Origin of the sequence: Ewingella americana (genome assembly GCF_006438725.1) — a bacterium.
GTDB lineage: Bacteria > Pseudomonadota > Gammaproteobacteria > Enterobacterales > Enterobacteriaceae > Ewingella > Ewingella americana_A.
Genome location: NZ_RCZD01000001.1, coordinates 674,282 through 700,902 on the forward strand (window position 1 = coordinate 674,282; position 26,621 = coordinate 700,902).

Sequence of the window (26,621 nt, forward strand, 5' to 3'; positions counted from 1 at the left end):
CCCCGTGAGAGGGTATGCCCTGTTTCAACGCGCCTGAAACTTATTCTTTATCAGAATCCGCTTCGTCAGAATCGACATCATCTTCAATAACTTCATCGTCTGATTCTGTTTCATCCGGCAGGTCGCTCGCCTGAGCGGCTTCCAGTTCACCTTCTTCGGTCGCTACGCCGTCGAGTTCTTCGTCTTCGACTGGCTCAGCCACACGTTGCAGGCCAACCACGTGTTCCTGTTCCGCAGTACGGATAAGCGTCACACCCTGGGTGTTACGGCCTACGGTACTGACTTCAGAAACACGGGTACGAACCAGCGTGCCGGCGTCAGTGATCATCATAATCTGATCGGCTTCATCTACCTGAATCGCACCAACAACCGGACCGTTACGCTCACTCACCTTGATCGAGATAACGCCCTGCGTCGCACGGGACTTGGTTGGATATTCCGCTGACTCGGTACGTTTACCGTAACCGTTTTGCGTGACGGTCAGGATAGAACCTTCACCGCGAGGGATGATCAGTGACACAACGCTGTCGCCGCTACCCAGACGGATACCGCGAACACCGGTCGCCGTACGGCCCATCTTACGCACCGCTTCTTCAGAGAAGCGCACCACTTTACCGGCGGCGGAGAACAGCATGACTTCATCTTTACCGTCAGTCAGGTCAACACCAATCAGCTCATCACCCTCATTAAGGTTGATGGCGATGATGCCAGCGCTGCGTGGACGGCTGAAATCAGTCAGTGCAGTTTTCTTCACTGTACCGCTGGCGGTGGCCATAAACACATGGCGACCTTCTTCGTATTCACGTACCGGCAGGATCGCGGTAATACGTTCGTTCGGTTCAAGCGGCAACAAGTTGACGATTGGACGCCCGCGCGCACCACGGCTGGCTTCAGGCAGTTGGTAAACCTTCATCCAGTACAGACGACCACGGCTGGAGAACATCAGAATGGTGTCGTGGGTGTTGGCCACCAGCAGGCGGTCGATGAAATCTTCTTCTTTGATGCGTGCTGCAGACTTACCTTTACCACCACGGCGTTGCGCTTCGTAGTCGGTCAGAGGCTGGTATTTCACATAGCCCTGATGCGACAGCGTTACCACAACGTCTTCCTGATTGATCAGGTCTTCGATGTTGATGTCGGAGGTATTGGCAGTAATTTCGGTGCGGCGCGGATCACTATACTGGTCACGAATGGCTTCCAACTCTTCACGAATGACTTCCATCAGACGATCAGGGTTTTCCAGAATGAAGATAAGCTCTGCGATTTGCGTCAGCAGTTCTTTATATTCATCCAGCAGTTTTTCATGCTCAAGACCGGTCAGTTTCTGCAAGCGCAGATCCAAAATGGCTTGTGCCTGCTGTTCGGTCAGGAAGTATTTGCCTTCGTGAATACCGAATTCCGGTTCCAGCCACTCAGGACGCGCAGCGTCATCACCGGCACTGGCCAGCATGGCAGCTACGTTGCCCAGATCCCATGAACGAGCAACCAGGCCCGCTTTCGCTTCGGCCGGAGATTGCGCAGCACGGATCAGCTCAATGATCGGCTCAATGTTCGCCAGAGCAATCGCCAGCGCTTCAAGGATATGGGCACGATCACGGGCTTTACGCAGTTCGAAAATAGTACGGCGTGTCACCACTTCGCGACGGTGGCGGACAAACGCAGACAAGATGTCTTTCAGGCCCAAAATTTTTGGCTGCCCCTGATGCAGGGCAACCATGTTGATACCAAACGTGGTCTGCAACTGAGTCAGGGAGTAGAGGTTGTTCAGAACCACTTCACCCACGGCGTCGCGTTTGATTTCAATAACAATGCGCATCCCGTCTTTATCAGACTCATCGCGCAGCGCACTGATGCCTTCGAGACGTTTTTCCTTCACCAGCTCGGCGATCTTTTCGATCAGACGGGCTTTGTTCACCTGATACGGGATCTCGTGAACGATGATGGTTTCGCGGCCGGTTTTGGCATCAGCTTCCACTTCCGCACGCGCGCGGATCAGAATTTTGCCACGGCCGGTGCGGTAGGCTTCTTCAATCCCACGACGGCCATTGATGATGGCTGCGGTCGGGAAGTCTGGCCCAGGGATGTGTTCCATCAGCCCTTCAATGCTGATGTTTTCGTCGTCGATAAACGCCAGACAGCCGTTGATCACCTCGTTGAGGTTATGTGGCGGGATGTTGGTCGCCATACCGACGGCAATACCCGAAGAACCGTTCACTAACAGGTTCGGAATACGGGTTGGCATGACGGCAGGGATCTGCTCGGTGCCATCGTAGTTCGGCACAAAGTCGACGGTCTCTTTTTCTAAGTCAGCCAACAGTTCGTGGGCGATTTTGGACATACGGATTTCGGTATAACGCATGGCAGCAGCGGAATCGCCGTCTACCGAACCGAAGTTACCCTGCCCATCCACCAACATGTAGCGAAGTGAAAAAGGCTGAGCCATACGAACAATGGTGTCATAAACCGCGGTATCACCATGCGGGTGATACTTACCGATAACGTCACCGACCACACGGGCCGATTTCTTATAGGCTTTGTTCCAGTCGTTACCCAGAACATTCATTGCGTAAAGTACGCGGCGGTGCACCGGTTTCAAACCATCGCGCACATCTGGCAGCGCACGTCCGACAATAACGGACATGGCGTAATCCAAATAAGAGTTTTTCAGCTCTTCTTCGATGCTTATCGGTGTGATTTCTCTGGCAAGGTCGCTCATGGAGCTGCTATCCCTCTACTGATTATTCATGGCCGCTGCCTGTATAGGCAAAGGTGTAAAACTATACCACAAAGCTGTGATCTGTGGAAAAGAACCTCCCTTTTTCTCGCCATTATTCGGCGCGTTTCAAACCCTTGCCTTCGCGCATCGCAAGCGGCGTTGCAAAGTGCGGCATTTCGCGCAAACATTCGCCACACACAAACCTGAACCCACTTCCTGGAATATGTATAATCTGGCTTAACGAGGAATAAGGAGTTCATCACGCTAATGAATACAGCATCCAATGCCAACAATCAGAATATTGACCACAATGAGATCGCCAAATTCGAGGCAGTTGCCTCGCGCTGGTGGGATCTGGAAGGTGAATTCAAACCGCTGCACCGTATCAATCCACTGCGTCTCAACTATATTCTTGAACGCGCAGACGGTCTGTTTGGCAAGACCGTTCTCGACGTCGGCTGCGGCGGTGGCATTCTGAGTGAAAGCATGGCGGTTGCCGGAGCCCATGTCACCGGGCTGGACATGGGCGGCGAGCCGTTACAGGTTGCGCGCCTGCATGCGCTGGAAAGCGGTGTGAAAGTGAATTACATCCAGGAGTTCGTGGAAGCCCACGCTGAGGCTAACCCACAGCAGTATGACGTGGTGACCTGCATGGAGATGCTCGAGCATGTGCCGGACCCCGCTTCTGTGGTCGCCGCCTGTGCACGGCTGGTGAAACCGGGAGGCCACGTATTTTTCTCCACCATCAACCGCAATAATAAAGCCTGGCTGATGGCGATCTTCGGCGCAGAGTACGTGCTGAAAATGGTGCCGAAGGGCACACATGACATCAAAAAATTCATCAAACCCTCTGAGTTACTGGCGATGGTTGACCGCACCCCGCTGTTTGAACGTCATATTATGGGCCTGCATTACAACCCGCTGACCGATCATTTCAAACTTGGGCCAAATGTTGATGTGAACTACATGGTTCACACCCAGGCGCTGCAGCAATAACGTCCGCGTCAAGCGAAAAAGTGTTAATCCGGGCGCAGAAAACCCTGCCTGAGGGCCAATTCGGCGTCCTGATAATCACTAAAAGCTTAGTTTTTAGCGCGTTGGTAAAGCATGACTGCGCAACATGATTTTTTAGAATAGTTATCTACATCAATATAGCGTTTTTTTCTAACGTTTAAGAAATCGGCAGTCGATCAACATTTCAAAAAATATAAGAAAATCGTATCGAAGTTATTGACACTCCTTTGGTGCCAGCAACCACGGACGCTTCAGGGCTTACCCCGCAAATTTCTCCCCAACTTATCCACAAAATCGGCCATGTTGTTCACTTGCAAAAGGCATCTTCAGACACTATCTTGTCATCAGAAAATAACAAATCCACAATATATTGTGTTTATATCCTGACCAGCACACTAGGGACGAGTGAAGCCACCTCGGTCTGTTTTTGTGTCTGGTCAGCCTGTTTATAGACCTCTAAGGTACAGTCCCTCATGAATCAAAGTCTTCTTGTTACTAAACGCGATGGCCGTAAAGAACGCATCAACCTTGATAAAATTCACCGAGTCATCGACTGGGCAGCTGAAGGTCTGCAAAACGTCTCCGTTTCACAAGTCGAACTCCGATCTCATATCCAGTTTTATGACGGCATTAAAACCAGCGATATTCATGAAACCATCATCAAGGCTGCAGCTGACCTGATCTCTAAAGATGCCCCGGATTATCAATATCTGGCGGCGCGCCTGGCGATTTTCCACCTGCGCAAAAAAGCCTACGGCCAGTTTGAACCTCCGGCCCTGCTCGCTCAGGTGAACCGCATGGTTGAGATGGGAAAATATGACAAACATCTGCTGGAAGACTACACGGCTGAAGAGTTCGAGCAGATGGACAGTTATATTGATCACTGGCGTGACATGAACTTCTCTTACGCGGCGGTCAAACAGCTCGAAGGCAAATACCTGGCGCAGAACCGCGTCACCGGCGACATCTACGAGAGCGCCCAGTTCCTGTATATTTTGGTCGCCGCTTGCTTGTTCTCCGGCTACCCGCGAGAAACCCGTCTGGATTACGTGAAGCGTTTCTACAATGCGATCTCCACCTTCAAAATCTCGCTGCCAACACCGATCATGTCCGGCGTTCGCACCCCGACGCGTCAGTTCAGTTCCTGCGTGCTGATCGAGTGCGGCGACAGTCTGGACTCCATCAACGCGACCTCCAGCGCCATCGTAAAATACGTTTCCCAGCGCGCCGGTATCGGCATCAACGCCGGCCGCATCCGTGCACTGGGCAGCCCAATCCGTGGCGGCGAAGCCTTCCACACCGGCTGTATCCCGTTCTACAAACATTTCCAGACGGCGGTGAAATCCTGTTCTCAGGGCGGCGTGCGCGGCGGTGCAGCGACCCTGTTCTACCCGATGTGGCATCTGGAAGTGGAAAGCCTGCTGGTACTGAAGAACAACCGTGGCGTTGAAGGCAACCGTGTCCGTCATATGGATTACGGCGTGCAGATCAACAAACTGATGTATCAGCGTCTGGTCAAAGGCGGCGATATCACCCTGTTCAGCCCGTCCGACGTCCCTGGTCTGTACGATGCGTTCTTCGCCGATCAGGACGAGTTCGAGCGTCTGTATGAAAAATACGAGCAGGACAGCAGCATCCGTAAACAGAAAGTGAAAGCGGTTGAACTGTTCTCACTGATGATGCAGGAACGAGCGTCCACAGGCCGTATCTACATTCAGCACGTTGACCACTGCAACACCCACAGCCCGTTTGACCCGGCTATTGCGCCGGTTCGCCAGTCCAACCTGTGTCTGGAAATCGCACTGCCGACCAAACCGCTGGATGACGTTAACGACGAAAACGGTGAAATTGCGCTGTGTACGCTGTCTGCCTTTAACCTCGGTGCTATCGAAAGCCTGGATGATTTGGAAGAGTTGGCGGTGCTGGCCGTTCGTGCGCTCGACGCCCTGCTCGACTATCAGGATTACCCAATCAAAGCCGCCAAACGTGGCGCAATGGGTCGTCGTACTCTGGGTATTGGCGTGATTAACTACGCATATTATCTGGCGAAGAACGGCGTGCGTTACTCTGACGGCAGCGCAAACAATCTGACGCACAGAACGTTCGAAGCCATTCAGTATTACCTGCTGAAAGCCTCCAATGAGCTGGCCAAAGAGCAAGGTGCATGCCAGTGGTTCAACGAAACCACCTACGCGCAAGGCATCATGCCGATCGATACCTATAAAAAGGATCTCGATGCCATTTGCAACGAGCCGCTGCATTATGACTGGGACACACTGCGTAACGAGATCAAAACCCACGGTCTGCGCAACTCCACGCTGTCGGCATTGATGCCATCCGAGACGTCATCGCAGATCTCCAACGCCACCAACGGTATCGAGCCACCGCGCGGCCACATCAGCATTAAAGCCTCGAAAGACGGCATTCTGCGTCAGGTCGTGCCCGAATATGAGCGCCTGAAAGATCAGTACGAATTGCTGTGGGACATGCCAAACAACGACGGTTACCTGCAACTGGTTGGCGTGATGCAAAAATTCATCGACCAGGCGATTTCGTCTAACACCAACTATGATCCGTCGCGCTTCCCGAACAGCAAAGTGCCGATGAAGCAGTTGTTGAAAGACTTGCTGACGGCCTACAAATTCGGCGTAAAAACTCTGTACTATCAGAACACCCGTGATGGTGCTGATGATGTACAAGAAGACATGAAAGCCGACGTAGCTGACGACTGCGAAAGCGGTGCCTGCAAAATCTAATCATCTGTTTTGATTTATCATTTTATAGAAAGCCCCTGCACAGGGGCTTTTGTCCGAGGACAATATGGCTTATAGCACTTTCTCTCAGAACAAGAACAACCAGCTGCTGGAACCGATGTTTTTCGGCCAGTCGGTCAACGTTGCCCGTTTCGATCAACAGAAACATGAAATCTTCGAAAAGTTGATTGAAAAGCAGCTTTCCTTCTTCTGGCGTCCTGAAGAGATTGACGTTTCCCGTGACCGTATCGATTTTCAGGCACTGCCGGATCACGAAAAACACATCTTCCTCAGCAACCTGAAATACCAGACGTTGCTGGATTCTATTCAGGGCCGCAGCCCGAACGTCGCCCTCTTGCCGCTGATTTCTATCCCGGAGCTGGAAACCTGGGTCGAAACCTGGGCATTTTCAGAAACGATTCATTCGCGCTCTTACACGCACATCATCCGTAATATCGTCAACGATCCGGCGGTAGTGTTTGACGATATCGTCACCAATGAAGAGATTCTCAAGCGCGCAAAAGACATCTCCGGCTATTACGACACATTGATCGAAATGACCAGCTACTACCATCTGCTGGGTGTAGGTACGCATCAGGTCAATGGCAAAACAGTCGTCGTCGATTTGCATGAACTGAAGAAAAAACTCTATATCTGCCTGATGAGTGTTAACGCGTTGGAAGCCGTGCGCTTTTACGTCAGCTTCGCCTGTTCCTTTGCCTTTGCCGAGCGTGAACTGATGGAAGGCAACGCCAAGATCATCAAGATGATCGCCCGCGACGAAGCCCTGCACCTGACCGGCACCCAGCACGCGCTGAACCTGCTGCGCTCTGGTCAGGATGACCCGGAAATGGCGGAAATCGCCAAAGAGTGTGAGCAGGAGTGCCATGACCTGTTCGTGCTGGCCGCGCAGCAGGAGAAAGAGTGGGCCGAATATCTGTTCCGTGACGGCTCGATGATCGGTCTGAACAAAGACATTCTGTGTCAGTACGTGGAATATATTACCAATATCCGCATGCAGGCTGTGGGCCTGACCGCACCGTTCAAAACCCGCACCAATCCGATCCCATGGATCAACGCCTGGCTGGTGTCGGACAACGTGCAGGTTGCGCCGCAGGAAGTGGAAGTCAGTTCTTACCTGGTCGGTCAGATTGATTCAGAAATGAACGCCGACGACCTGAGCGATTTTGAGTTCTAAAATGTCTCAGCCTATCGTGACCTTATCAGCAAATGGCAAACGGCTGGCCTGTCTGGCTGGCCATAAAAATCTGCTGGACGTGTTTGAACATCACGACGTAGATGTTGAGTATCAATGTCGGGAAGGTTATTGCGGATCGTGCCGGATGCGGCTGGTCAGCGGGGAAGTCACTTACAGTGAGAAGCCACTGGCATTCATCTCGGAAGGCGAGATTTTGCCGTGTTGTTGCCTACCCATTGGTGATGTAGAACTTGAGTTCTAGGTGGGTTGCGGCCCACCATTCCGCTTTATATTTTTAATTTCAAATCTTTTAATTCAACTTCAAATTCAAAACCGTGGGCGTCGGCCCACACCGACCAAGGGAGACGCGCGCGCCTCCCTTGGAACCCTGCGCTAATCACTCCGTTGCTTCGCAAGTTGGGATGGCCGTGTTTCAGTTACCTTGGTGATAGCCGCAAAATGTCGCCGCTTAGCGGTCCCTTCACTACGGGTTCGAGCCATAGGTCTCGAACCTCTTGCTCAGCGCCATTTTTGAATGCGGCCTCGACATTTTAAAAGATAAACACAGTCTGGATTTTGAATTTAGAAAAGCGTCGGCCGCGTTCAAAACGACGTCGAGGGAGAGGCGCAAAACCGCGTGGGGCTTTACGCGGGTTGAAGCCCGAACTGAGAGCACCGCGCAGCGGCGGAGTTTGCGGCTATAACAGCGGCACCTGAAACACGGCCATTGTGACCAGCGCAGCTGCCGGTGTTGCAGCAGCAAAAAAACGCAGGATTCCAAAGGGTTTCGTTTCAAACCCTTTGGGCCCGTGTGGGCGGCGAGCCCACGACCTTGAATTTAGAGATTTAAAAGCGGGTTTGGGCTGCAAGCCCAAAAAACTACGCCTTAGCGATTCTCTCTAACCACGGGTAGTCAGCCACCGGATCCCAGCCATTCAGATACCTGCGAAGCATATCCATCGCCACCATCGCAATGGTCTCCTGGCGCAGGGCGAGACCATGACGGGTGGCGGTGTAACGCAGCGTTAAACCGTGGGTACCTGAAGGCGTATGCAGCGCCAGACTTAACTCTTCACCTGACATCGCACCCACTGCCAGTGCCAAATGTGCGCCTGTTCTTTTAGCCAGCTGCTGCGCACGTGCCAACGTGTTTTGCAGGGATTTATCCGGGGAAAGCTCAGCATCAGCAGGTAAAAGTTCACCCGCGGCCAACGGCATACCGGCACTTTGCAGACGCCAGTTGAGCAGACCGCCGGTAAAGCTTTCACTGACCGACACGCGCAGATCCTGTTCCAACAAACGCCCGGCCAGGCACGCAGGCAAGCTGCCGAAACCTTCAAAAATAGTGCTTTCACCGGCCACTTCACGCACGCGCTCGAAGGCTTTACGCATTGCAGCTTCCTGCGAACGCGGCCCGGTCACTTTCAGCTCAATGATTGGCGAGGAAGAGCGGTACCCCATCGTCACCCCTTCAGGCAGAACCATCGCATCCAGATCGGTGGCAAGGTCACTTTCGCCACGGCCAAACGTGGTCAGGCGAAGACACAACGGCGCTTCGAGAGCCGGGTATTTCTTGTGCAGACGCGGAACAATTTGCTGCTCAACCATCACTTTAAATTCAGACGGCACGCCAGGAGTGAAGAAAATCTGGCAGCGGTTGAGCGTTATGCTGAACCCGCATGCCGTCCCCACCGGGTTATCCAGCACTTCGGCACCTTCGGGAATTTGCGCCTGTTTGCGGTTCGACTCGGCCATCGGGCGGCCTCGTCCGGCAAAGAAAGCCTCCATCGTGCGGATCCAGTTGGCATCTTCCACCAGCCTGACACCGCAAGCGGTAGCGGCTGCCAGCGCGCTTAAATCGTCACTGGTCGGTCCGAGCCCCCCGTTGACGATCAGCACATCGGCAATGTGGCTGCGCTCTTTCATCACGCTGACCAGCTCTTCCAGACTGTCACCCACCGTTTCACGGCTGGTCATTGGCAGACCTTCATCAAACAGATAACTGGCCAGCCAGGCGGCGTTGGAATCCACGATTTGACCGTGCAGAACTTCTTCGCCAGTACTGAGCATCTCAACCCTAAGCATCATTTTCTCCTCTCATTTTATCCCTCCACTGTAGAAAGGCTGCAGCCGAAAAACAATCACATAGGCACAAAGTGATATCACCGACGAAAAAAAAGCCTGCTAAGCAGGCTTTTAAAATTTACACATCGACTATCCCAAGAGATTTCGAGTCGCCTAGAGGCGCCTACTTTTGGTGTAGTAACGCGGCAAGTGAGTAAATCCCCGGGAGCTTACATGAGTAAGTGACCGGGACGAACAAACGCAGCCAACACACCTACAACTCGAAAGAGGCAGGGATATTAGAAGTTGATTGCGCCGCCAACATACGCACCGTCAGCGACGATGTTGTCACGGTTGCCATCTTTGCCATCCAGCGCCATGTAGCGGTAACCCACACTCACAGTGACTAATGGAATAGCGGTCAGACGGACGCCCGCATTGGCTTCTTTGTAGTTGCCGATACCGCTGGAGAGTGAATCTGGGGAATAGTAGTAGTCACCGTAGAGGGTGAACATTTTAGCGATTGGCAACTGTAAACCACCGCCAAGAGCCGCAGCATAACCTTCGTCACCGTTTTTAGGGTTGGTGTACAGGCCTTTGCCGCCTACGGTCGCCATGAATGGACCTAATGGGATGTTATAGCCCAGACCCAGACCTGCAACATCACCGTCGTCATCGTTGTGCGTCCAGTCACCCGTCAGTGCCAAGCCTGGCGTGGTAGTACCGAAACCTGCGCCCAGATGGGTGTAATGCTCGCCAACTTCACCGTTGACACTGATGGCGCTGGCAGAAGCAGCAACCAACATCAGGCTGGCGGCAGCGCCAGCGACAAGTAATTTTTTCATTATTTATCCTAAATAATTGCTATACAGCAGTAAAACTTCCCTGCGGAGTCTAAAGCAATTTACCCTCATGCAACATCTTTTTACCTTGCAAACTTATCAGTTAAGACGCGGAAAATTGTAAGAATCATCGATTACATTGATGAAATGAAGATCACTGATTGGAATGATAACCCCCACCTATTTGCCCTCGATCAACAATTGACCTTAAATTAGAGTTAGAGTGAATTAACCTAAGGAAAGGCCCCCGCGCAGGAGCGCTGAATCAGATTCACCTTGATCGAACACGTTGATCTCATTTCCCTACACCCACTGAATACTGGAAGGATCTCGCCATGAAGAAAAAAGGATTAACCACCGCAGCCGGTGCTCCCGTTGTTGATAACAACAATGTCATCACTGCCGGTCGCCGTGGGCCGCTGTTGTTGCAAGATGTATGGTTTCTCGAAAAATTAGCCCATTTTGACCGTGAAGTGATCCCTGAACGTCGTATGCACGCTAAAGGTTCTGGTGCCTACGGGACATTTACCGTGACTCATGACATCACCCAATTCACCCGCGCCAACATCTTCTCTGAAATTGGCAAGCAAACCGAGATGTTTATCCGCTTCTCCACGGTGGCTGGCGAACGTGGCGCAGCAGATGCTGAACGTGATATTCGCGGTTTCTCGATGAAATTTTATACCGAGCAGGGCAACTGGGATCTGGTGGGTAACAATACGCCGGTATTCTATCTGCGTGACCCGCTGAAATTCCCTGACCTGAACCACGTCGTCAAACGCGATCCCCGCACCAACCTGCGTAACCCGGCATACAAATGGGACTTCTTCTCCCACCTGCCAGAATCGCTGCATCAGCTCACCATCGACTTCAGTGACCGCGGCCTGCCTAACTCATACCGCCACATTCACGGTTTCGGCAGCCATACTTTCAGCTTTATCAATGCCGAAAACGAGCGTTTCTGGGTGAAATTCCACTTCGTCTGCCAGCAGGGTATTGAAAACCTGATGGATGACGAAGCGGAGAAACTGGTCGGCGAAGACCGCGAAAGCTCCCAGCGTGACCTGTATGACGCTATCGAACGCGGTGATTTCCCACGATGGAAGTTGTTCGTGCAGCTCATGCCAGAGCATGAAGCCTCAGAATTGCCGTACAACCCGTTCGACCTGACCAAAGTCTGGTTACACGGTGACTATCCGCTGATTGAAGTGGGTGAGTTCGAGCTGAACCGTAACCCGGAAAACTACTTTGCTGAAGTAGAGCAAGTGGCGATGAGCCCGGCGAACGTAGTACCTGGCGTGGGCTTCTCCCCGGACCGCATGTTGCAGGGGCGTCTGTTCTCCTACGGCGATGCGCACCGCTACCGTCTGGGTGTGAACCATCACCAGATCCCGGTGAACGCACCAAAATGCCCGTTCCATAACTATCACCGTGATGGCGCTATGCGCGTGGACGGCAACAGCGGCAACAGCGTGACCTATGAACCAAACAGTGCCGGTTTGTTCCAGGAGCAACCTGATTTCAGCGAACCGCCGTTGACGATTGAAGGCGCTGCCGATCACTGGAATCACCGCGAAGATGACGATTATTTCACTCAGCCGCGTCTGCTGTTCAATCTGCTGTCTGACGAAGAACATCAGCGCATGTTTGGCCGTATCGCCGGTGAGCTGAAACACGCGTCAGCTGAAACGCAAAAACGCCAGCTCGACCTGTTCTATAAAGTCGATCCTGCTTATGGCGCAGGCGTGGAACAAGCGCTGAAAGCGTAATCTCGTTTAGCCCATTCAAGTGAAAAGGGCCGCACTGTCTAACCAGCGCGGCCCTTTTTTAAAATTGATGCATTGTCAGACTGGTTGTTTTTCCAGCCACAGTTTCAGTTGCTGGCGGGAAATCTTAATCCCCCCCTGCGCGACCTCCTGCGGCAAAGCGTAGTAACGCACCGGCAGTTGGAACCGCGCCAGTTTGTCCTGCAGCCACTCAGCTAAATGCTCAAAGGTTGCCCCTGGATGGGCGTCCACCAGCGCTACCGGCCGCTGACCAAATTCGTCATCCTTCACGGGCAGTACGAAGGCGCGATCTACCTGCGGATGCGACTGTAACACCCGCTCGATGTCTTCGGGTTGAATCCCCTCTCCGGCGCTAAAAAACAGATTATCCAGTCTTCCGGCGATATGCAGTTCATCGCCCTGCCACTCACCACGGTCGCGGGTGTGAAACCAGCCCTCAGCATCGGTTAATGGCGTCAACGCCCCGGACTTCCAGTAACCGGCAGCCAGACTTGGGGTGCGGATCAGCACTTCGTCATTTTGCAGCATCACTTCTTTACCGGCGAGAGCATGGCCGACCCCCCGTGAACCATCGGCACGTTTAGCCGTCACGGTCGAAGCGGTTTCTGTCATGCCATAGCCACACCAGCAGCGGATCCCCGCGCGCTCAGCCTGTTCGGTAAGTTCCTGAGGAATATGCGCACCGCCGAGCAGGACATCCTGCAATTTTTCTGGCCGTTGTGGTTGCTGTAGCAAACGCCAGAGCTGCGTCGGCACCAGCGAGGCATGGCTGCAATTGTCCAACGCGGCGTCGAGTGATTCACCGTCAGCCAGTACCCGCAGCGTGGCACCCGCACTCAGCCAGCGCCAGATAATCCCCTGTCCTGAAACATGGAACAACGGCAGAGAAAGCAACCAGCTGTCGCCCGGAGAAAATGGAAGTAACCCGAGTACGCCCGCCGCACTGGCGAGATGCGCCTGTGCACTGTGTGCGGCAGCTTTCGGCAATCCGCTGGAACCTGAGGTGAGCGTCAGCGTCGCCAGGCGCTCAGGATGCCACGCGGCAGTCGTGGTGCCAGAACCGGCATGGCGTAGCTCAAGCGCATACGGGGCCAGTTCAGGTGGCGAATCACTGAGATCGAGAATAAAGCGGATATCCAGCGACGGCAGCAGTTCTGCGCACAGCGAAGCGGGCAACTGCGGATTGAGCGGCAATAAGCGGGCACCGGTTTGTAACAACGCCAAATAGGCCAGCAACGCGTCGGGGCTGTTTTTACTGCGCAACACAACGCCAGCGCCTTCACTGACGCCCTGCTGAATAAACCCCGCCGCCAGTGAATCTATGCGCTGTAATAAATCGCGCCAGCACCATGCGGTGCCGCGTGACTTCAGCGCGACAGCAAACGGCGTCCGTTCGGCCCATACACGCCAGGGCCAGTTGTTCATGCCTGCCATATCGGCTCCAGTTGTTCTTCTGTTATAAGCGGCAGCGGCGAATCAGGCCAGCGGCGGACCAGTTGCGACTGCATCAAGTCCAGCGTGTCCAGCCCTGGCACGGCATCCGGTGTCAGCCATGCAGCCATGCGCGCCAACTGATTCAGCCCCAGACTTGATTCAATACTGGAGCTTATCACTGCCGCCAGTCCGGCGCGGTGCGCCTGGGCAATCAGCTCGCGGCAGCGAGTCAGGCTACCGGTTAAGGTCGGTTTGATGATGATGGCTGCCAGCCCCGGTTCAGCATGGACCTCAAAACCTTTTTCACGCACGCTTTCATCCCAGGCAATAGCAATCCCGGTAGCGAGGGCAAATTCTCGCGACTGCTCGCGCGTGTTACAGGGTTCTTCAATAAAGACGATACGCGAACGCAGGGCCGGGGCCACGTAGCGGGCAAAGGCTGCGGCTTTAGCGGGTGTCCAACTGCGGTTGGCATCCAGGCGCAGATGCAAATCAGGCAAGGCTTCCAGCAACATCGTAACGTTCAGACCATCACCGACGGCTTCATACAACCCCACTTTGACCTTCGCCACTTTCTGCCCCTCAACGTCGCCGGGCAATGCGCCAAGACGGGTATACAGCTCGTCAGGATCACCATGGCACAGCGGCGCGCTGCGGGTATTGGCCTCTGTGGGCAACTGCTCACGCAGTTCAGCATCGGCCATACTTAAACCAAAAGCCACCGATGGCAACGCGCCGAATGCCGAAGCTACCGCACTGAGTGACGCCCCCTGCAACCACTGCGCCAGCGCATGTTGCGCCGCCTGTTGTGCTTGATCGAGGCTTTCCAGGCTGAAGCCCGGCAAGGGGGCTATTTCACCCCAGCCGGTTTTATCATCCTGCCATAGCTGCACCAGCAGCCCGTCGCGGGATTTCAGCCGCTGATTTCGCAACACTACGCCTGCCTCCATTGGCAGGCTGTACCGGTACACCGAGGCGCGGCGCATTACGGATTACGCTTGAATTTGCTGAAGTCCGGCTGGCGTTTTTCGTTAAACGCGTTGCGGCCTTCCTGACCTTCTTCAGTCATATAGAACAGCATGGTGGCGTTACCCGCCAGTTCCTGCAAGCCTGCCTGTCCGTCGCAGTCGGCATTGAGTGCCGCTTTCAGACAACGCAGCGCCATCGGGCTGTTTTCCAGCATTTCACGGCACCAGCGCACGGTCTCTTTTTCCAGATCCGCCAGCGGAACCACGGTGTTCACCAGTCCCATATCCAGCGCAGCGGCCGCGTCGTACTGACGGCACAAGAACCAAATTTCGCGGGCTTTTTTCTGACCGACGATGCGGGCCATGTAAGAAGCCCCCCAGCCGCCATCGAACGAACCGACTTTCGGGCCGGTCTGGCCAAAAATAGCGTTATCGGCCGCAATGGTCAGGTCACACATCATATGCAACACATGGCCGCCACCGATGGAATAACCCGCCACCATCGCCACCACCGGTTTCGGACAGGTACGGATTTGACGCTGGAAGTCGAGTACGTTGAGGTGATGCACCCCGCTGGCATCCTGATAGCCACCGTAGTCGCCACGCACTTTCTGATCGCCACCCGCGCAGAAAGCTTTGTCGCCTTCGCCGGTCAGGACAATCACACCGATATTATCGTCATGGCGTGCGTCGTCCATCGCGCGGATCATCTCTTTTACGGTCAGCGGGCGGAAGGCGTTGCGTACCTGCGGACGGTTAATGGTGATCTTGGCGATACCATCCACGGATTTGTGATAGCGGATATCTTCGTATTCACCGCTAAAGTCCAGCCATTCGACCGGTGCATACAATTGTTTTTCATCAGGATAGATCATGTTCTACTTCCTTTAAGACAGGTGAAGTAATCAGGGCCAGCGCCTGGCGGGCAAAATCCGCCGGATTGGCACGATGGGCGTTATGCCCGGCATTGGCGATGAGTCGCAGCGGGAAATTCGCCTGCTGCGCAAGAGTGATAAACTTAGAATCAAGGCTGCCACACAGCCAGACGACCGGCAGCGGCAAACGTGAAATACGTTCGCGCAGATCAGGCTGTACTGCCAGCGAGGTAGCGCCGAGCATGGCTGCCAGTGTAGCCGGATTATTATTGAGCCGCAGGGCCACCAGTTGCTGGCGCTGCTCGTCGGTAAGATCGCTAAACACCGGCTGGCGGTACCAAAGTTGTAACGCCTGCTGCCAGGTTTGATGCAAGAACCGCGTGGCCCACAGATGATCATGATGACGGCGTTGCTGGCGATCACGCAGGCTTTTGAACCCCGGATGAGCCCCTTCCACCATCACGCCACGCAGCCCCCGGATATCGCCGTGGGTGGCGTGATAAAGACTGATGCGCCCACCAAGGGAGTAGCCGATCAGCCAGTGATCGTGAATCTCCATCTGTTGCAACGTTGAGCTTATTAATTGGCTGACATCGGCAAAACCGGCGGCAGTCACGTTGGTTGAAGCACCATGGCCAGGCAGATCAATCAACAGACAAGGCCAGTCAGATAGCCAGGGCATCAGTGATTGCCAGTCTTCGCTACTGCCGAGCAGACCGTGCAGGAAGACCAGCCAGGGTTTCCCGGTGATGTGGCCATTCACGCGTTGGCATGACAGGGTCATAAGTCTCCCGCCTGCGTCACCAGTTCACGCAATATGTCAGCACCGTCGGTGGGGCTGACTTTCAGTTCAATGAGTTTCACGCCACCGTGCTGCCAGCAGTGATTCACCGCTTCGCTCAGCGCCGCAAAATTGTTTGGACAGGCATAACTCAGCCCGAACATGGCTGCCGCGTGGCTGAATTCAACATTCTGCGGCATGCAGTAGAAACGTTCTCGCTCCGCCTGTGGGGTCGGTAACAGCGAGAAAATCTGCCCGCCATTATTGTTCACAACGATGATAACCGTCGGGGCTGAACTTTGACGCATCAGCGCCAACGCATTGAGATCGTACAGTGCTGAGAGGTCGCCGATCAGCACCAGCGTCGGTTTCCCGGTCGCGCGCTGCACCCCGGCTGCGGTTGAAATTAAACCGTCGATGCCGCTGGCACCCCGATTGGCAAACACCGGATACCCGGCAGGCAGTTGCGCCAAAGCGTCCACCAGCCGGACCACCAGACTGTTACCAAGGAACAACTGACCCTGTTGTGGCAGCAGCGCAGGTAATTGCCGGGCCAGTGAGGCTTCGCCGAAATGATCGTCAAGCCGACGCTGAACCCGCTCGCTCACCTGCAGAGAGAGCGTTTCCAGCGCCGAGGCCCAGTGGACCTGAGGCTGCGCCGGGTGCAGTGTCAGCCAGTCACTGATCGGCATCTGTAAACGCCGGCCACGATGCTGCGCCGGGTCAAGACGCCCCGGCAGCGGATCCACCAGCCAGTACTCTTCTGGCTGGCAGTTAGCCTGCCATTGCAGTAAGCGTTTGCCCGTCAGGCTGGAACCCAGTTGGACCACCAATTGCGCTTTCGCCAGCACGCTGTGTGCCTGCGGGTTCGCCAGCCATAAATCGGCGCAGGGCAGCGGATTATCGGTGTGTGATTGCACATCGCTCAGCAGCGGCCAGCCGAGGGTTTTTGCCCACTGTGCCAGTTGCAACCCAGCCTGCGCACTCATTCTTCCGGCGATAATCACCCCGCGCTTTTGCCGCCAGTGTGACCAGTCAGGCTGGGTGAGGTGCGGTTGCGGTGCGCAAGAGCGCAGCCATGGCTGAGTACCCTGCCACCAGTCGCCCAGGCTTTGGGACCAGTCGAGATAGTCATCCCCCTGCTCGCCATACAGCGGCTCAGCAAAGGGACAGTTGATATGCAGCGCGCCATGACTCAGCGCTGAAATGCCGTTATCAATCGCGGAGACCAGCCAGCGGGCGCTGATGTCTGGCGTCGGGCGCGGCAGGTTAAGGGCTTGCTGCGCATGACTGGCGAACATTTCTGGCTGGCGGATGGCTTGATTAGCCCCGCAGTCAATCAGCTCTGGCGGGCGATCGGCAGTGAGCATGATCAGACGCTCGCCGGTCAGTCCGGCTTCAATAATGGCCGGATAGAGGTTCGCCACCGCGGTGCCTGACGTCACAATCACCGCCACCGGCTGACCGCTGGCTTTCGCCAGCCCCAGAGCCAGATGCCCTAATCCCCTTTCGTCAAAGTGCGTATGGCAAATCAGACGCGGGTTGGCCGCCGCCGCCAGCGTGAGAGAGGTCGAACGCGAGCCTGGCGCAATACAGACGTGCTGTACCTGATGACGGCTCAGCGCTTCCAGAATGAGCGTCGCCCAGCGGCGATTAAAAATGGCGGTAGAAAGCGTCAATGACATGAGTGACTCCGGCAAAACGGGCTTAACCGGCCCGGACGGCACGCGCATAATTTTCGTCTGACAGAACGCTTTCAACGGACTGAACGTTCTCTTCCAGCAGGGTGCGCAACCCGGCGGCTTTGTTCTCAATCTCCTGCCATTCCTGTGCAGCGTCAGAGCCGGCTACAATGCCCGCTCCGGCGAATAAATCCAGTAAATTACCGGTCACCGCCGCAGAACGTAATGCCACGGTGAATTCACTGCGAGCAAGACTAATATACCCGGCAGACCCGGCATACCACTGACGGTCAAAAGGCTCGTGCTGCGCAATAAATTCCCGCGCAGCCTGGCGCGGTAGCCCCGCGACGGCTGCAGTGGGTTGCAACCGTTGCAGACAGGTGGCGTCATCGGCACAGGTGAGCACGGCGCGAATGCTACGACGCAAATGCTGCACTTTCCGCAGACGCAGAATCTCAGCGGGCATGACATCCAGTGAATGTGCGCTGCCCTGTAAACGCTGGCAGATATCGTCAACCACCAGCATGTTTTCGCGCTGGTTTTTAGCATCTTTCAGCAGCCACTGCCCCAGTTCATGGGCCAGGTGGTTATCCGCGGCACCCGCAACCGTACCGGCCAGCGCCTCAGTAAAAAGTTCATTCTGTTCACGCAGGAACAGGCGCTCCGGGCTGGAGCCGAGAAACGCCTGCTGTGCCGAAAAGGCCATCATAAAGTGATAACAGTGATGATTCACGGCGCGGCTGGCCGCGAGAAATGCCACGGCATTCAGCGGCTGGCTGAGGGTCAAGGTGGTTTTGCGTGCCAGCACCACTTTGTCGAACTGGCGCAGCTCAATGCAGGCCAGTGCGGTGTGGATCATGGATTGCCACTCTGGCAGGGCTGGCAGATGCTGATGTTGTAAGACACGGGATGCCAGCGCGGGCAGACGGCGGCGGTTAACCAGCGAACGCAGGAAAGCCCGCATTGTTGGGGCCTCATCACGCAAAGAGTGCGCACTGTAGAGGTTACAGCGCAAAATGCACAGCCCCTCGTGGCGGCTGATTTCAATACGCGGCAGAAAGAGTGAATTGGCATCTGACGCACAGACGTCGGCCCCATGAAAGGCGTTCAGCCCCCAGATACGTAATTCAGGCAGCTGCGGATGCTGTTGCAAAAAAACCTGCGCGGCAGACAAGTGACCGAAGCTACAGGCGTCGCCACACAGGGCCGCCTCTTCATTTTCATCACGCTGTTGCCAGTAGAATTTGGGATAACAGCTTTGCGCGTTCAACCATTCCAGCATGCCACTTTCCGGTTGGTCAGCCAGCGCATAACTAAACTGCCGCAGACCCGCTGCGTCAGGGAAATCCCCCGACAGGGCCGTATCCAACTGGTCAAGAATTGCCGAAATTTGTTTCACCGTAACCTCAGGCTGCATCCGATGGATTTGATGACGGGCAGGAATGCCCATCTGGATCAAAAAACGGGGTAAATCAAATACGGGAGAATTATGCGGCGTTACGCAGATTGATAATATGCGGCAGATCAAACCGTAGCCAGAGGCGGTGGATATGAAGGGGTAGATCGTACTTCGCAGGAGTCATTGAGGGGGAAAACGAAACAGAGACAGTCTTAGCTGCCTCTGTCATGAAGGCTTAGCGACGCAACAGAAGACCAATGACTAAACCTAAGGCGGCACCCGCACCGACGCCGTGCCATGGGTTATCGCGCACGTAGCTGTCAGTCTGTTCGGCAACCTGTCGCGCTTTGGCGCAGTAGGAGTTTGCTGTGCCATTAAGGCGTGATTTCACTTCTTCCAGCGCCTGCTCTGCCCGGCTCTTAATGTCGATGTACTTCTGGTCCGCTTTATCACCGGAAGACTTCAGGACTTCTTCCAGTGTTTCAGAAAGCATTCTTAAATCATCGTCCAGCGAGGTTTGCTGTGGTTCAAATTGGTTAGACATAGATATCTCCTTATTTGTGGTTATCACATACCCATTAACCCTAGCGCAAATTTGCTCTGCGTGCAGTGCCAAAAACGGAGAGATACGCTGCCATTGCGCTTTTAAGAACCTTCCGACCGCTGTACCGGGGAGAATGACGCATCCTGAGGCGTTTTTGGCAGCGCCGCACGCCGCTGTTTTTCACGCCGCTCGGCCAGCCACAGGCCACTGTTTTTCATCGCGTAGCCAAATAACAAACCGACCAGCAGTGATAACACAACCTGACGCCAGTCCCCTTGTGCGGCGAAGGTCGCGCAGGCACCGATGAAAGTCCCTGGCACAAAAGCCAGCCACTGCTGCCATGCCTGAAGACACATCAAAAATGCCACAAAACCGGTGAGCATATAACCCACAATGGTCCATTCAGGGCGCAGGCTGCTGCCTGCAATGATCACTTCGGCCCAGAACACACCGCTCAGGCAGGTCAGCGTGCTGATAACCAGCCCACGCAATCCCCCTTTCGGGCAGGCAAAATAAGCCGTGCAGCCAAGAAACCCCGCCCAACTTATCAGGCCAAGGCTGATAGCCACCCAGCCCCAAATGCCGGAAAGAATGCCGGTAGTAATGGCGATCATCACCAATACATTCATGATGTGTGAACCTATAGGAATTTGGACAAGCGCGCAGTGTACGCATTGGCAGAAAGAATGGAATGGGAGAGATCACAATATCGATGTAATTTATCTATGAACGTACATATAAATGTGACTTATATCACATAAATATGTTTTGTTGTGCAAAAAACAGGCGTAAAAAAGCCGCTCACAGGAGCGGCTTTGGGATATTCAGAGCCCGGCCTTATAGCAGCGGCTGCGCCATCTGAACCAGGGTAATGAGCGGTTGCGGGTAGATACCCAGAGCCAATACCAGAATCGCGGAGATCAGCACCACCACACCACCGGCAGTCAACGCCCAGTTGTTCGGGGTATCACGCACCAGCGTTTCCGGCGCGCTGAGGAACAGGCTCACCGTCACGCGCAGGTAGTAGTAAAGACCAATCGCAGAACCGACGACTACAGCACCGGTCAGCCACCACAGATGCGCGGTGACACCGGTCGCAATCACGTAGAACTTACCGATAAAGCCAAGCGTCATCGGGATACCGGCCAGTGACAGCATCATCACAGTCATTACCGCAGACAGAATCGGCTTATGCCAGAACAGACCACGGTAGGAGAACAGGGATTCGGCATCCGGGCCTTTGTACGGGCTGGACATCAGGCTGACTACACCGAATGCACCAAGACTGCTGAACAGGTAACCGGCCAGATACACACCCACGGTCTCCATCGACAGCTGATGGGTTTGCACCGCAATCAGTGCCACCAGCAGATAACCAAGGTGCGCTATAGACGAATAACCCAACAGACGCTTAATGTTGCTCTGACTGATAGCCATCAGGTTACCGACCAGAATCGAGCAGAAGGCGATAATGCCCAGCACGGTGCGGATCGCTTCGCTGTCCGCCACCGGTGCGTACAGGAACAGACGCATCACCACGGCGAAGATAGCAATCTTGCTGGCGGTAGCCAGGAAAGTTGATACCGGTGCAGGTGCGCCCTGATAGACGTCCGGCGTCCACAGGTGGAAAGGCACCAGTGACAGCTTGAAGCCCAGGCCAACAATCATCATACCCAGACCCGCCAGCAGCAGCGGCTGATGCAACATCACGCCATCGGCCAGATTTCTGCCCAGTGCGACGAAGCTCAGGTTACCTGACTGTGCGTACAACAGGGCCATACCAAACAGCAGGAAAGATGACGCAGCGGCAGACAGCAGCATGTACTTGATACTGGCTTCCAGCGAACGCTTCTGACGGTAGGCATAACCAATCAGACCAAACAGTGGCAACGAAATCAGTTCGATCCCGAGGAACATGGAGGCCAGATGGTTAGAACACGCCAGCAGAATGCCACCCATGGCCGCAATCAGCACCAGCAGGTAAAACTCTTCGCGATTGTCCGGGTAACCGGCCAGCCAGGCGTAAGCGAACGTGCTGGTAGCGAGGCTCGCCAGCAGCACTAACCCAATGTAGAACATTGAGTAACCGTCAATACGTAATAGCGGCGTGACGTCCTGAGGCCCGACCTGCCCTACGTAGTACAGGGAAAGCAGGGCAACGTTAAGACCGATAACGGTCAGTGTGGCATTAAGAAAATGGTCGCGTCGCCACGCAATGGACAGCATCACCACCACCACTGTCAATCCGACGATCATCAGCGGTAACAGTGCGATCAGATTTTGAAGTGTAAATGTCATGGCGAGTTACGGCCTTGTCGTTGAAATAGTGGAAACTGATGATCCGAACCAGTGCTGCACGTTGCTCATCGCTGCGCTCGACGTATCGAGGACCGGCTGCGGGTAAACACCCAGCGCCACCAGCAATACCACCAGTAACAGAATGATCGACAGTTCACGTGTGCTCATGCCCGGTAATGGCTCGTCAGACTTCGCTTTACCGTAGTAAGCGCGTTGCATCATCACCAGCGAGTAAACCGAAGCAAACACCAGACCAAAGGTCGAGATGACAGTGATAACCGGCACAACCGGGAAGCTGCCAAACAGGATCATGAATTCACCGACGAAGTTACCGGTGCCCGGCATACCTAAAGTCGCAACCGCGAAGAACAGCGACAGTGCAGGCAGGTATTTTATCCGCCCCCACAGTCCGCCCATCAGACGCATATCACGGGTATGCAGACGCTCGTACAACTGGCCGCAGATGATGAACATACCGGCTGCGGACAGACCGTGTGCAATCATCTGGATCACTGCGCCCTGGTACGCCAGCTGGCTGCCGGTAAAGATGGCAATCAGAACAAAGCCCATGTGCGAAACCGAGGTGTAGGCAATCAGACGTTTGATATCCGTCTGAGAGAACGCCATCCACGCGCCATAGAAGATACCAATCACCCCGAGCCACATAGCAATAGGCGCGAACTCATGCGACGCATTCGGGAAGAATGGCAACATGAAGCGCAGCATGCCGTAGGCCGCGGTTTTGAGCAAGATACCCGCTAAGTCAACGGAACCTGCGGTCGGTGCCTGACTGTGCGCATCCGGCAACCAGCCATGCAACGGCACGACCGGCATTTTCACCGCGAAGGCGATGAAGAAGCCCAGCATCAGCAGGTATTCAACGTTGTGGGACATTGGCGTCTTCAGCAGATCTTCGTAGTTGAAGGTCCACGCGCCGGTCGCGTTGTAGTGCACAAACACCAGGCCCAGAATCGCAATCAACATCACTAACCCGCTGGACTGGGTATAAATGAAGAATTTGGTTGCGGCGCTGATACGGGTTTTACCGTCTGATGCTTTGTGTCCCCACAGTGCGATCAGGAAGTACATCGGCACCAACATCATTTCCCAGAAGAAGAAGAACAGGAACATGTCGATGGCGAGGAACACGCCGATCACGCCGCCGAGGATCCACAGCAAGTTCAGGTGGAAGAACCCCTGATACTTCTGGATCTCACGCCACGAGCAGAGGATAGCCAGTACGCCGAGCAAGCCGGTCAACACCACCATCAGCAGGGACAAACCGTCCAGAGCCAAATGGAAGCTGATACCAAAACGAGGGATCCACGGCACTGAAAATTCAGACTGCCATTGCGGAATACCCGCCGGATGCATTAATGAGTAACCTCCCTGCAACCACAGTTGCAGGGAAAGTGCCAAGGTCAGCCCCATCGCAATCAGAGCTATCCAGCGCGGTACTTTGGTCCCGAAGCGCTCAGTCTGCCAGCACAGCAGCCCGCCGATAAAGGGGATAAATATTAGCCAAGGTAATAGCATGGCGTTTTGTGTCCCTATTTTTTTCTAAATAACCAGCAACAGTGCCAAAACAACCACTGCTCCCAAACCCATTGACGCGACATACCAGCGTGTCTGCCCATTTGCACTCAACGTCAGCCCACGGTTCCCCAGACGGGAAAGCACAGCGGGCAGATACATCATGGTGTTCAGCGGATCGCGTTGTAGTAGCTTAGCGATGGCCAAATATGGCTTGACGAAAATCATGTCGTACAACCAGTCAAAGCCCCATGCATGGAACCACCACACCGTGAAGAAGCGGCCAATGGCGCTTTTCGCGATGCTGTTGACCAGTGAGCGTTTACCCAGGTACAGCGCAGCGGCCAGCAAAATGCCGACAATCGCCACAATGCCCGAGGTAATTTCCAGGGTCAGTATGCTGCCATGCGCCAGTTCAGTGGTGTCCGGCAAGACGCCTTTCAACGGTGGCACAATCATCGCACCGATAAAGGTCGACAGTACCAGCAGAACCAGCAGTGGCAGATGGTGAGTGATGCCTTTACCCGCATGGGCTTTAATTTTTTCTTCGCCATGGAACACGATGAAGATCATGCGGAAGGTATACAGGGAGGTCATGAACGCACCAAGCAGACCAGCAATCATCAGATTGAGATGGCCGTTTGCCAGTGCGCCAGCGAGGATCTCGTCCTTACTGAAGAAACCTGCGGTAATGATTGGCAGAGCTGACAGCGCAGCACCACCGACCAGGAAGCAGACATACACCAGTGGAATCGATTTACGCAGGCCGCCCATCTTGAAGATGTTCTGTTCGTGATGGCAGGCAAGGATCACCGAGCCAGAGGACAGGAACAGCAGCGCTTTAAAGAACGCGTGGGTCATCAGATGGAAGATTGCTGCATCCCAAGCCTGAACGCCAAGCGCCAGGAACATGTAACCAATCTGGCTCATGGTCGAGTAAGCAAGGACGCGTTTGATGTCGGTCTGCACCAGGGCAGCAAAACCTGCCAGTACCAGCGTCACCGCACCGATTATGCCCACCAGATGCAGAACGTCAGGTGCCATCAGGAACAGGCCATGCGTACGTGCAATCAGGTAAACACCGGCAGTCACCATGGTCGCAGCGTGGATCAGTGCGGAAACCGGTGTCGGACCAGCCATGGCGTCTGCCAGCCAGGTCTGCAACGGAAGCTGCGCGGATTTACCCACTGCCCCACCGAGTAACATTAATGTTGCCCAGGTGATAGCGGTATCGCCAACGGCCAGTTTCTGAGGTGCCAGCACCATCAGTTCACGGATGTTCAGCGTACCCAGTTCACGGTACAAAATGAACAACGCGAAGGCCAGGAATACGTCACCGACGCGGGTCACGATGAACGCTTTCATCGCTGCCGAACCGTTAGCCGGATGCGTGTAGTAGAAACCGATCAACAGGTAACTGCACAGACCCACACCTTCCCAACCGAGGTACATCAGCAACAGGTTGTCTGCCAGTACCAGAATCACCATGCTGGCGATAAACAGGTTAGTGTATGCGAAGAAGCGCGAATACCCTTCTTCACCGCGCATGTACCAGGAAGCGAACATGTGGATGAAGAAACCGACGCCAGTGACCACAGACAGCATGGTCATCGACAAGCCGTCGAGGGTTAACGTAGCGGCGATGTTGAAGTCGCCGACCTGCATCCAGTTCCACAGGTTCTGGTTGAAGATTTCAACGCCAGCAGCACGCTGGGTCATGAAATCGAAGCCGACATAAATTGCTGTCAGCGCAGCCAAACCAATTGAACCCACGCCAACGGTAGCGGAAGTATTTTCAGACCAACGACCGCGAGAGAAGGCCAATAAAATAAAGCCAATCAGCGGAAACAGAATTGTTAAATATAATAGGTTCATCCGCGCATCTCACTGACAGTGTCGATATTCAGGGTGTGGCGACGGCGATAGAGTTGCAACAACAACGCCAGACCAATACTGGCCTCGGCCGCTGCCAGACTGATTGCCAGTATATACATCACCTGACCATCTGCCTGACCCCAATAGCTTCCGGCCACGATGAACGCCAGCGCTGCTGCGTTGATCATCACTTCCAGACTGATCAGCATAAATAGCAGGTTACGGCGAACAAGCAGCCCGGTCAGCCCCAAAACAAACAAGATTGCGGCCAAGATCAGGCCATGCTGTAGAGGGATCATGCTCTCTCCTCCGTTTTTCTTTTCGCCATTTCAGTCGTGGCAGGTGCATCACCAAACACTTCACCCGCTTTGTGTTCACGGCCAATATGGAAGGCCACCACTAAACCGGCCAGCAGCAACATCGATGCCAGCTCAACCGCCAGAACGTAAGGACCAAACAACGCGATACCCACCGCTTTCGCGTCGACCATCGTGCCTTTGATGCTTTGATCATGCAGACCAAGAATTGAGGTGATCATCACGCCCAACAGCACCACCGCCAAAATCGAAGGCCCGATCCAGGTAGAAGGTTTCAGCCAGACACGTTCCTGTTCCTCGACGTTGCCAAGGTTCAGCATCATCACCACGAACACAAACAGCACCATAATGGCACCGGCATAAACGATGATCTCCAGCGCACCAGCGAAATACGCACCGAGCGAGAAGAACACTGCAGCGATCGCCAGAAGCGAGACGATCAGATACAGCAATGCGTGAACAGGGTTGGTGTGCGTGATAACACGCAATGTCGCCAACACGGCCACCACGGCTGCAATATAAAATGCAAATTCCATGCTTG

21 protein-coding genes are annotated in these 26,621 nt (G+C 54.5%); 5 read left to right on the forward strand and 16 right to left on the reverse strand.

All coding sequences use genetic code 11. The features are described 5' to 3' along the window. Positions 1-40: 40 nt before the first annotated feature. Positions 41-2,716, reverse strand: a complete 2,676-nt coding sequence (gene gyrA / locus EAH77_RS02830) for a DNA topoisomerase (ATP-hydrolyzing) subunit A (protein ID WP_140470268.1) — start codon at positions 2,714-2,716, stop codon at positions 41-43. 267 nt (positions 2,717-2,983) lie between these two features. On the opposite strand from gyrA, the gene ubiG reads away from it, so the two are divergent. The 4 genes from ubiG to yfaE all read left to right on the forward strand — a co-directional run bounded on the left by ubiG (position 2,984) and on the right by yfaE (position 7,943). Continuing rightward, a complete protein-coding gene (ubiG, locus tag EAH77_RS02835) occupies positions 2,984-3,712 on the forward strand; it encodes a bifunctional 2-polyprenyl-6-hydroxyphenol methylase/3-demethylubiquinol 3-O-methyltransferase UbiG (RefSeq protein WP_140470269.1) in 729 nt (242 codons plus the stop codon). A gap of 491 nt (positions 3,713-4,203) precedes the next feature. After that, positions 4,204-6,486 carry a class 1a ribonucleoside-diphosphate reductase subunit alpha gene (gene nrdA / locus EAH77_RS02840; protein WP_140470270.1) on the forward strand — a complete coding sequence of 761 codons (2,283 nt, stop codon included), beginning with the start codon at positions 4,204-4,206 and terminating at the stop codon, positions 6,484-6,486. 64 nt (positions 6,487-6,550) lie between these two features. After that, entirely contained in the window at positions 6,551-7,681 is a 1,131-nt protein-coding gene (gene nrdB / locus EAH77_RS02845; protein ID WP_140470271.1) for a class Ia ribonucleoside-diphosphate reductase subunit beta, read from the forward strand. A 1-nt stretch (position 7,682) separates the two neighbouring features. Next, on the forward strand, positions 7,683-7,943 hold the full coding sequence (gene yfaE / locus EAH77_RS02850; protein WP_140470272.1) for a class I ribonucleotide reductase maintenance protein YfaE: 261 nt from the start codon (positions 7,683-7,685) through the stop codon (positions 7,941-7,943). 617 nt (positions 7,944-8,560) lie between these two features. Here yfaE and EAH77_RS02855 read toward each other — a convergent pair. Both EAH77_RS02855 and EAH77_RS02860 read right to left on the reverse strand, forming a co-directional pair. Continuing rightward, complete coding sequence (locus tag EAH77_RS02855) at positions 8,561-9,766, reverse strand: nicotinamide mononucleotide deamidase-related protein YfaY (protein WP_140470363.1); 1,206 nt, start codon at positions 9,764-9,766, stop codon at positions 8,561-8,563. Between the two features lie 278 nt (positions 9,767-10,044). After that, a complete protein-coding gene (locus EAH77_RS02860) occupies positions 10,045-10,590 on the reverse strand; it encodes a YfaZ family outer membrane protein (protein WP_140470273.1) in 546 nt (181 codons plus the stop codon). A 332-nt stretch (positions 10,591-10,922) separates the two neighbouring features. Here EAH77_RS02860 and EAH77_RS02865 point away from each other — a divergent pair, with 332 nt between their 5' ends. Continuing rightward, positions 10,923-12,356: a catalase gene (locus EAH77_RS02865; RefSeq protein WP_140470274.1), complete on the forward strand. Its 1,434-nt coding sequence runs from the start codon at positions 10,923-10,925 to the stop codon at positions 12,354-12,356. Positions 12,357-12,431: 75 nt separating this feature from the next. On the opposite strand, the gene menE is transcribed toward EAH77_RS02865, so the two are convergent. The 13 genes from menE to nuoJ all read right to left on the reverse strand — a co-directional run bounded on the left by menE (position 12,432) and on the right by nuoJ (position 26,616). Next, entirely contained in the window at positions 12,432-13,808 is a 1,377-nt protein-coding gene (menE, locus tag EAH77_RS02870; RefSeq protein ID WP_140470275.1) for an o-succinylbenzoate--CoA ligase, read from the reverse strand. Then, a complete protein-coding gene (menC, locus tag EAH77_RS02875; RefSeq protein ID WP_140470276.1) occupies positions 13,796-14,794 on the reverse strand; it encodes an o-succinylbenzoate synthase in 999 nt (332 codons plus the stop codon). Before menC ends, menE begins: the two co-directional genes overlap by 13 nt. Continuing rightward, the gene (gene menB, locus EAH77_RS02880) at positions 14,794-15,651 is read right to left on the reverse strand and encodes a 1,4-dihydroxy-2-naphthoyl-CoA synthase (RefSeq protein ID WP_140470277.1); all 858 of its coding nucleotides are present in this window, start codon (positions 15,649-15,651) and stop codon (positions 14,794-14,796) included. The genes menC and menB overlap by 1 nt, the downstream gene beginning before the upstream one ends. After that, the gene (menH, locus tag EAH77_RS02885) at positions 15,638-16,435 is read right to left on the reverse strand and encodes a 2-succinyl-6-hydroxy-2,4-cyclohexadiene-1-carboxylate synthase (RefSeq protein WP_140470278.1); all 798 of its coding nucleotides are present in this window, start codon (positions 16,433-16,435) and stop codon (positions 15,638-15,640) included. Before menH ends, menB begins: the two co-directional genes overlap by 14 nt. Next, the gene (menD, locus tag EAH77_RS02890; protein WP_140470279.1) at positions 16,432-18,117 is read right to left on the reverse strand and encodes a 2-succinyl-5-enolpyruvyl-6-hydroxy-3-cyclohexene-1-carboxylic-acid synthase; all 1,686 of its coding nucleotides are present in this window, start codon (positions 18,115-18,117) and stop codon (positions 16,432-16,434) included. Before menD ends, menH begins: the two co-directional genes overlap by 4 nt. Positions 18,118-18,139: 22 nt before the next feature. Further along, positions 18,140-19,513, reverse strand: a complete 1,374-nt coding sequence (gene menF / locus EAH77_RS02895; protein WP_140470280.1) for an isochorismate synthase MenF — start codon at positions 19,511-19,513, stop codon at positions 18,140-18,142. 235 nt (positions 19,514-19,748) lie between these two features. After that, positions 19,749-20,057 carry a stress response protein ElaB gene (elaB, locus tag EAH77_RS02900; protein ID WP_140470281.1) on the reverse strand — a complete coding sequence of 103 codons (309 nt, stop codon included), beginning with the start codon at positions 20,055-20,057 and terminating at the stop codon, positions 19,749-19,751. 101 nt (positions 20,058-20,158) lie between these two features. Then, on the reverse strand, positions 20,159-20,686 hold the full coding sequence (locus EAH77_RS02905; RefSeq protein WP_140470282.1) for a DUF1097 domain-containing protein: 528 nt from the start codon (positions 20,684-20,686) through the stop codon (positions 20,159-20,161). A gap of 208 nt (positions 20,687-20,894) precedes the next feature. Beyond that, positions 20,895-22,355 (reverse strand): NADH-quinone oxidoreductase subunit NuoN, encoded by a 1,461-nt coding sequence (gene nuoN, locus EAH77_RS02910; RefSeq protein ID WP_140470283.1) that lies wholly within the window; start codon positions 22,353-22,355, stop codon positions 20,895-20,897. Between the two features lie 6 nt (positions 22,356-22,361). Further along, entirely contained in the window at positions 22,362-23,891 is a 1,530-nt protein-coding gene (gene nuoM / locus EAH77_RS02915) for an NADH-quinone oxidoreductase subunit M (RefSeq protein ID WP_140470284.1), read from the reverse strand. A 24-nt stretch (positions 23,892-23,915) separates the two neighbouring features. Beyond that, a complete protein-coding gene (gene nuoL, locus EAH77_RS02920) occupies positions 23,916-25,763 on the reverse strand; it encodes an NADH-quinone oxidoreductase subunit L (protein ID WP_140470285.1) in 1,848 nt (615 codons plus the stop codon). After that, the gene (gene nuoK, locus EAH77_RS02925; RefSeq protein WP_004936014.1) at positions 25,760-26,062 is read right to left on the reverse strand and encodes an NADH-quinone oxidoreductase subunit NuoK; all 303 of its coding nucleotides are present in this window, start codon (positions 26,060-26,062) and stop codon (positions 25,760-25,762) included. The genes nuoL and nuoK overlap by 4 nt, the downstream gene beginning before the upstream one ends. Continuing rightward, positions 26,059-26,616 (reverse strand): NADH-quinone oxidoreductase subunit J, encoded by a 558-nt coding sequence (gene nuoJ, locus EAH77_RS02930; protein WP_140470286.1) that lies wholly within the window; start codon positions 26,614-26,616, stop codon positions 26,059-26,061. The genes nuoK and nuoJ overlap by 4 nt, the downstream gene beginning before the upstream one ends. Positions 26,617-26,621: the final 5 nt, after the last annotated feature.

Coding starts and splice junctions, on each gene's coding strand:
- EAH77_RS02905 (WP_140470282.1), bottom strand. CDS start 20,686: ATGAATGTATTGGTGATGATCGCCATTACTACCGGCATTCTTTCCGGC.
- nuoJ (WP_140470286.1), bottom strand. CDS start 26,616: ATGGAATTTGCATTTTATATTGCAGCCGTGGTGGCCGTGTTGGCGACA.
- nrdB (WP_140470271.1), top strand. CDS start 6,551: ATGGCTTATAGCACTTTCTCTCAGAACAAGAACAACCAGCTGCTGGAA.
- elaB (WP_140470281.1), bottom strand. CDS start 20,057: ATGTCTAACCAATTTGAACCACAGCAAACCTCGCTGGACGATGATTTA.
- menD (WP_140470279.1), bottom strand. CDS start 18,117: ATGTCATTGACGCTTTCTACCGCCATTTTTAATCGCCGCTGGGCGACG.
- nrdA (WP_140470270.1), top strand. CDS start 4,204: ATGAATCAAAGTCTTCTTGTTACTAAACGCGATGGCCGTAAAGAACGC.
- nuoN (WP_140470283.1), bottom strand. CDS start 22,355: ATGACATTTACACTTCAAAATCTGATCGCACTGTTACCGCTGATGATC.
- EAH77_RS02865 (WP_140470274.1), top strand. CDS start 10,923: ATGAAGAAAAAAGGATTAACCACCGCAGCCGGTGCTCCCGTTGTTGAT.
- menH (WP_140470278.1), bottom strand. CDS start 16,435: ATGACCCTGTCATGCCAACGCGTGAATGGCCACATCACCGGGAAACCC.
- EAH77_RS02855 (WP_140470363.1), bottom strand. CDS start 9,766: ATGCTTAGGGTTGAGATGCTCAGTACTGGCGAAGAAGTTCTGCACGGT.
- EAH77_RS02860 (WP_140470273.1), bottom strand. CDS start 10,590: ATGAAAAAATTACTTGTCGCTGGCGCTGCCGCCAGCCTGATGTTGGTT.
- menE (WP_140470275.1), bottom strand. CDS start 13,808: ATGGCAGGCATGAACAACTGGCCCTGGCGTGTATGGGCCGAACGGACG.
- ubiG (WP_140470269.1), top strand. CDS start 2,984: ATGAATACAGCATCCAATGCCAACAATCAGAATATTGACCACAATGAG.
- menC (WP_140470276.1), bottom strand. CDS start 14,794: ATGCGCCGCGCCTCGGTGTACCGGTACAGCCTGCCAATGGAGGCAGGC.
- nuoK (WP_004936014.1), bottom strand. CDS start 26,062: ATGATCCCTCTACAGCATGGCCTGATCTTGGCCGCAATCTTGTTTGTT.
- nuoL (WP_140470285.1), bottom strand. CDS start 25,763: ATGAACCTATTATATTTAACAATTCTGTTTCCGCTGATTGGCTTTATT.
- nuoM (WP_140470284.1), bottom strand. CDS start 23,891: ATGCTATTACCTTGGCTAATATTTATCCCCTTTATCGGCGGGCTGCTG.
- menB (WP_140470277.1), bottom strand. CDS start 15,651: ATGATCTATCCTGATGAAAAACAATTGTATGCACCGGTCGAATGGCTG.
- yfaE (WP_140470272.1), top strand. CDS start 7,683: ATGTCTCAGCCTATCGTGACCTTATCAGCAAATGGCAAACGGCTGGCC.
- gyrA (WP_140470268.1), bottom strand. CDS start 2,716: ATGAGCGACCTTGCCAGAGAAATCACACCGATAAGCATCGAAGAAGAG.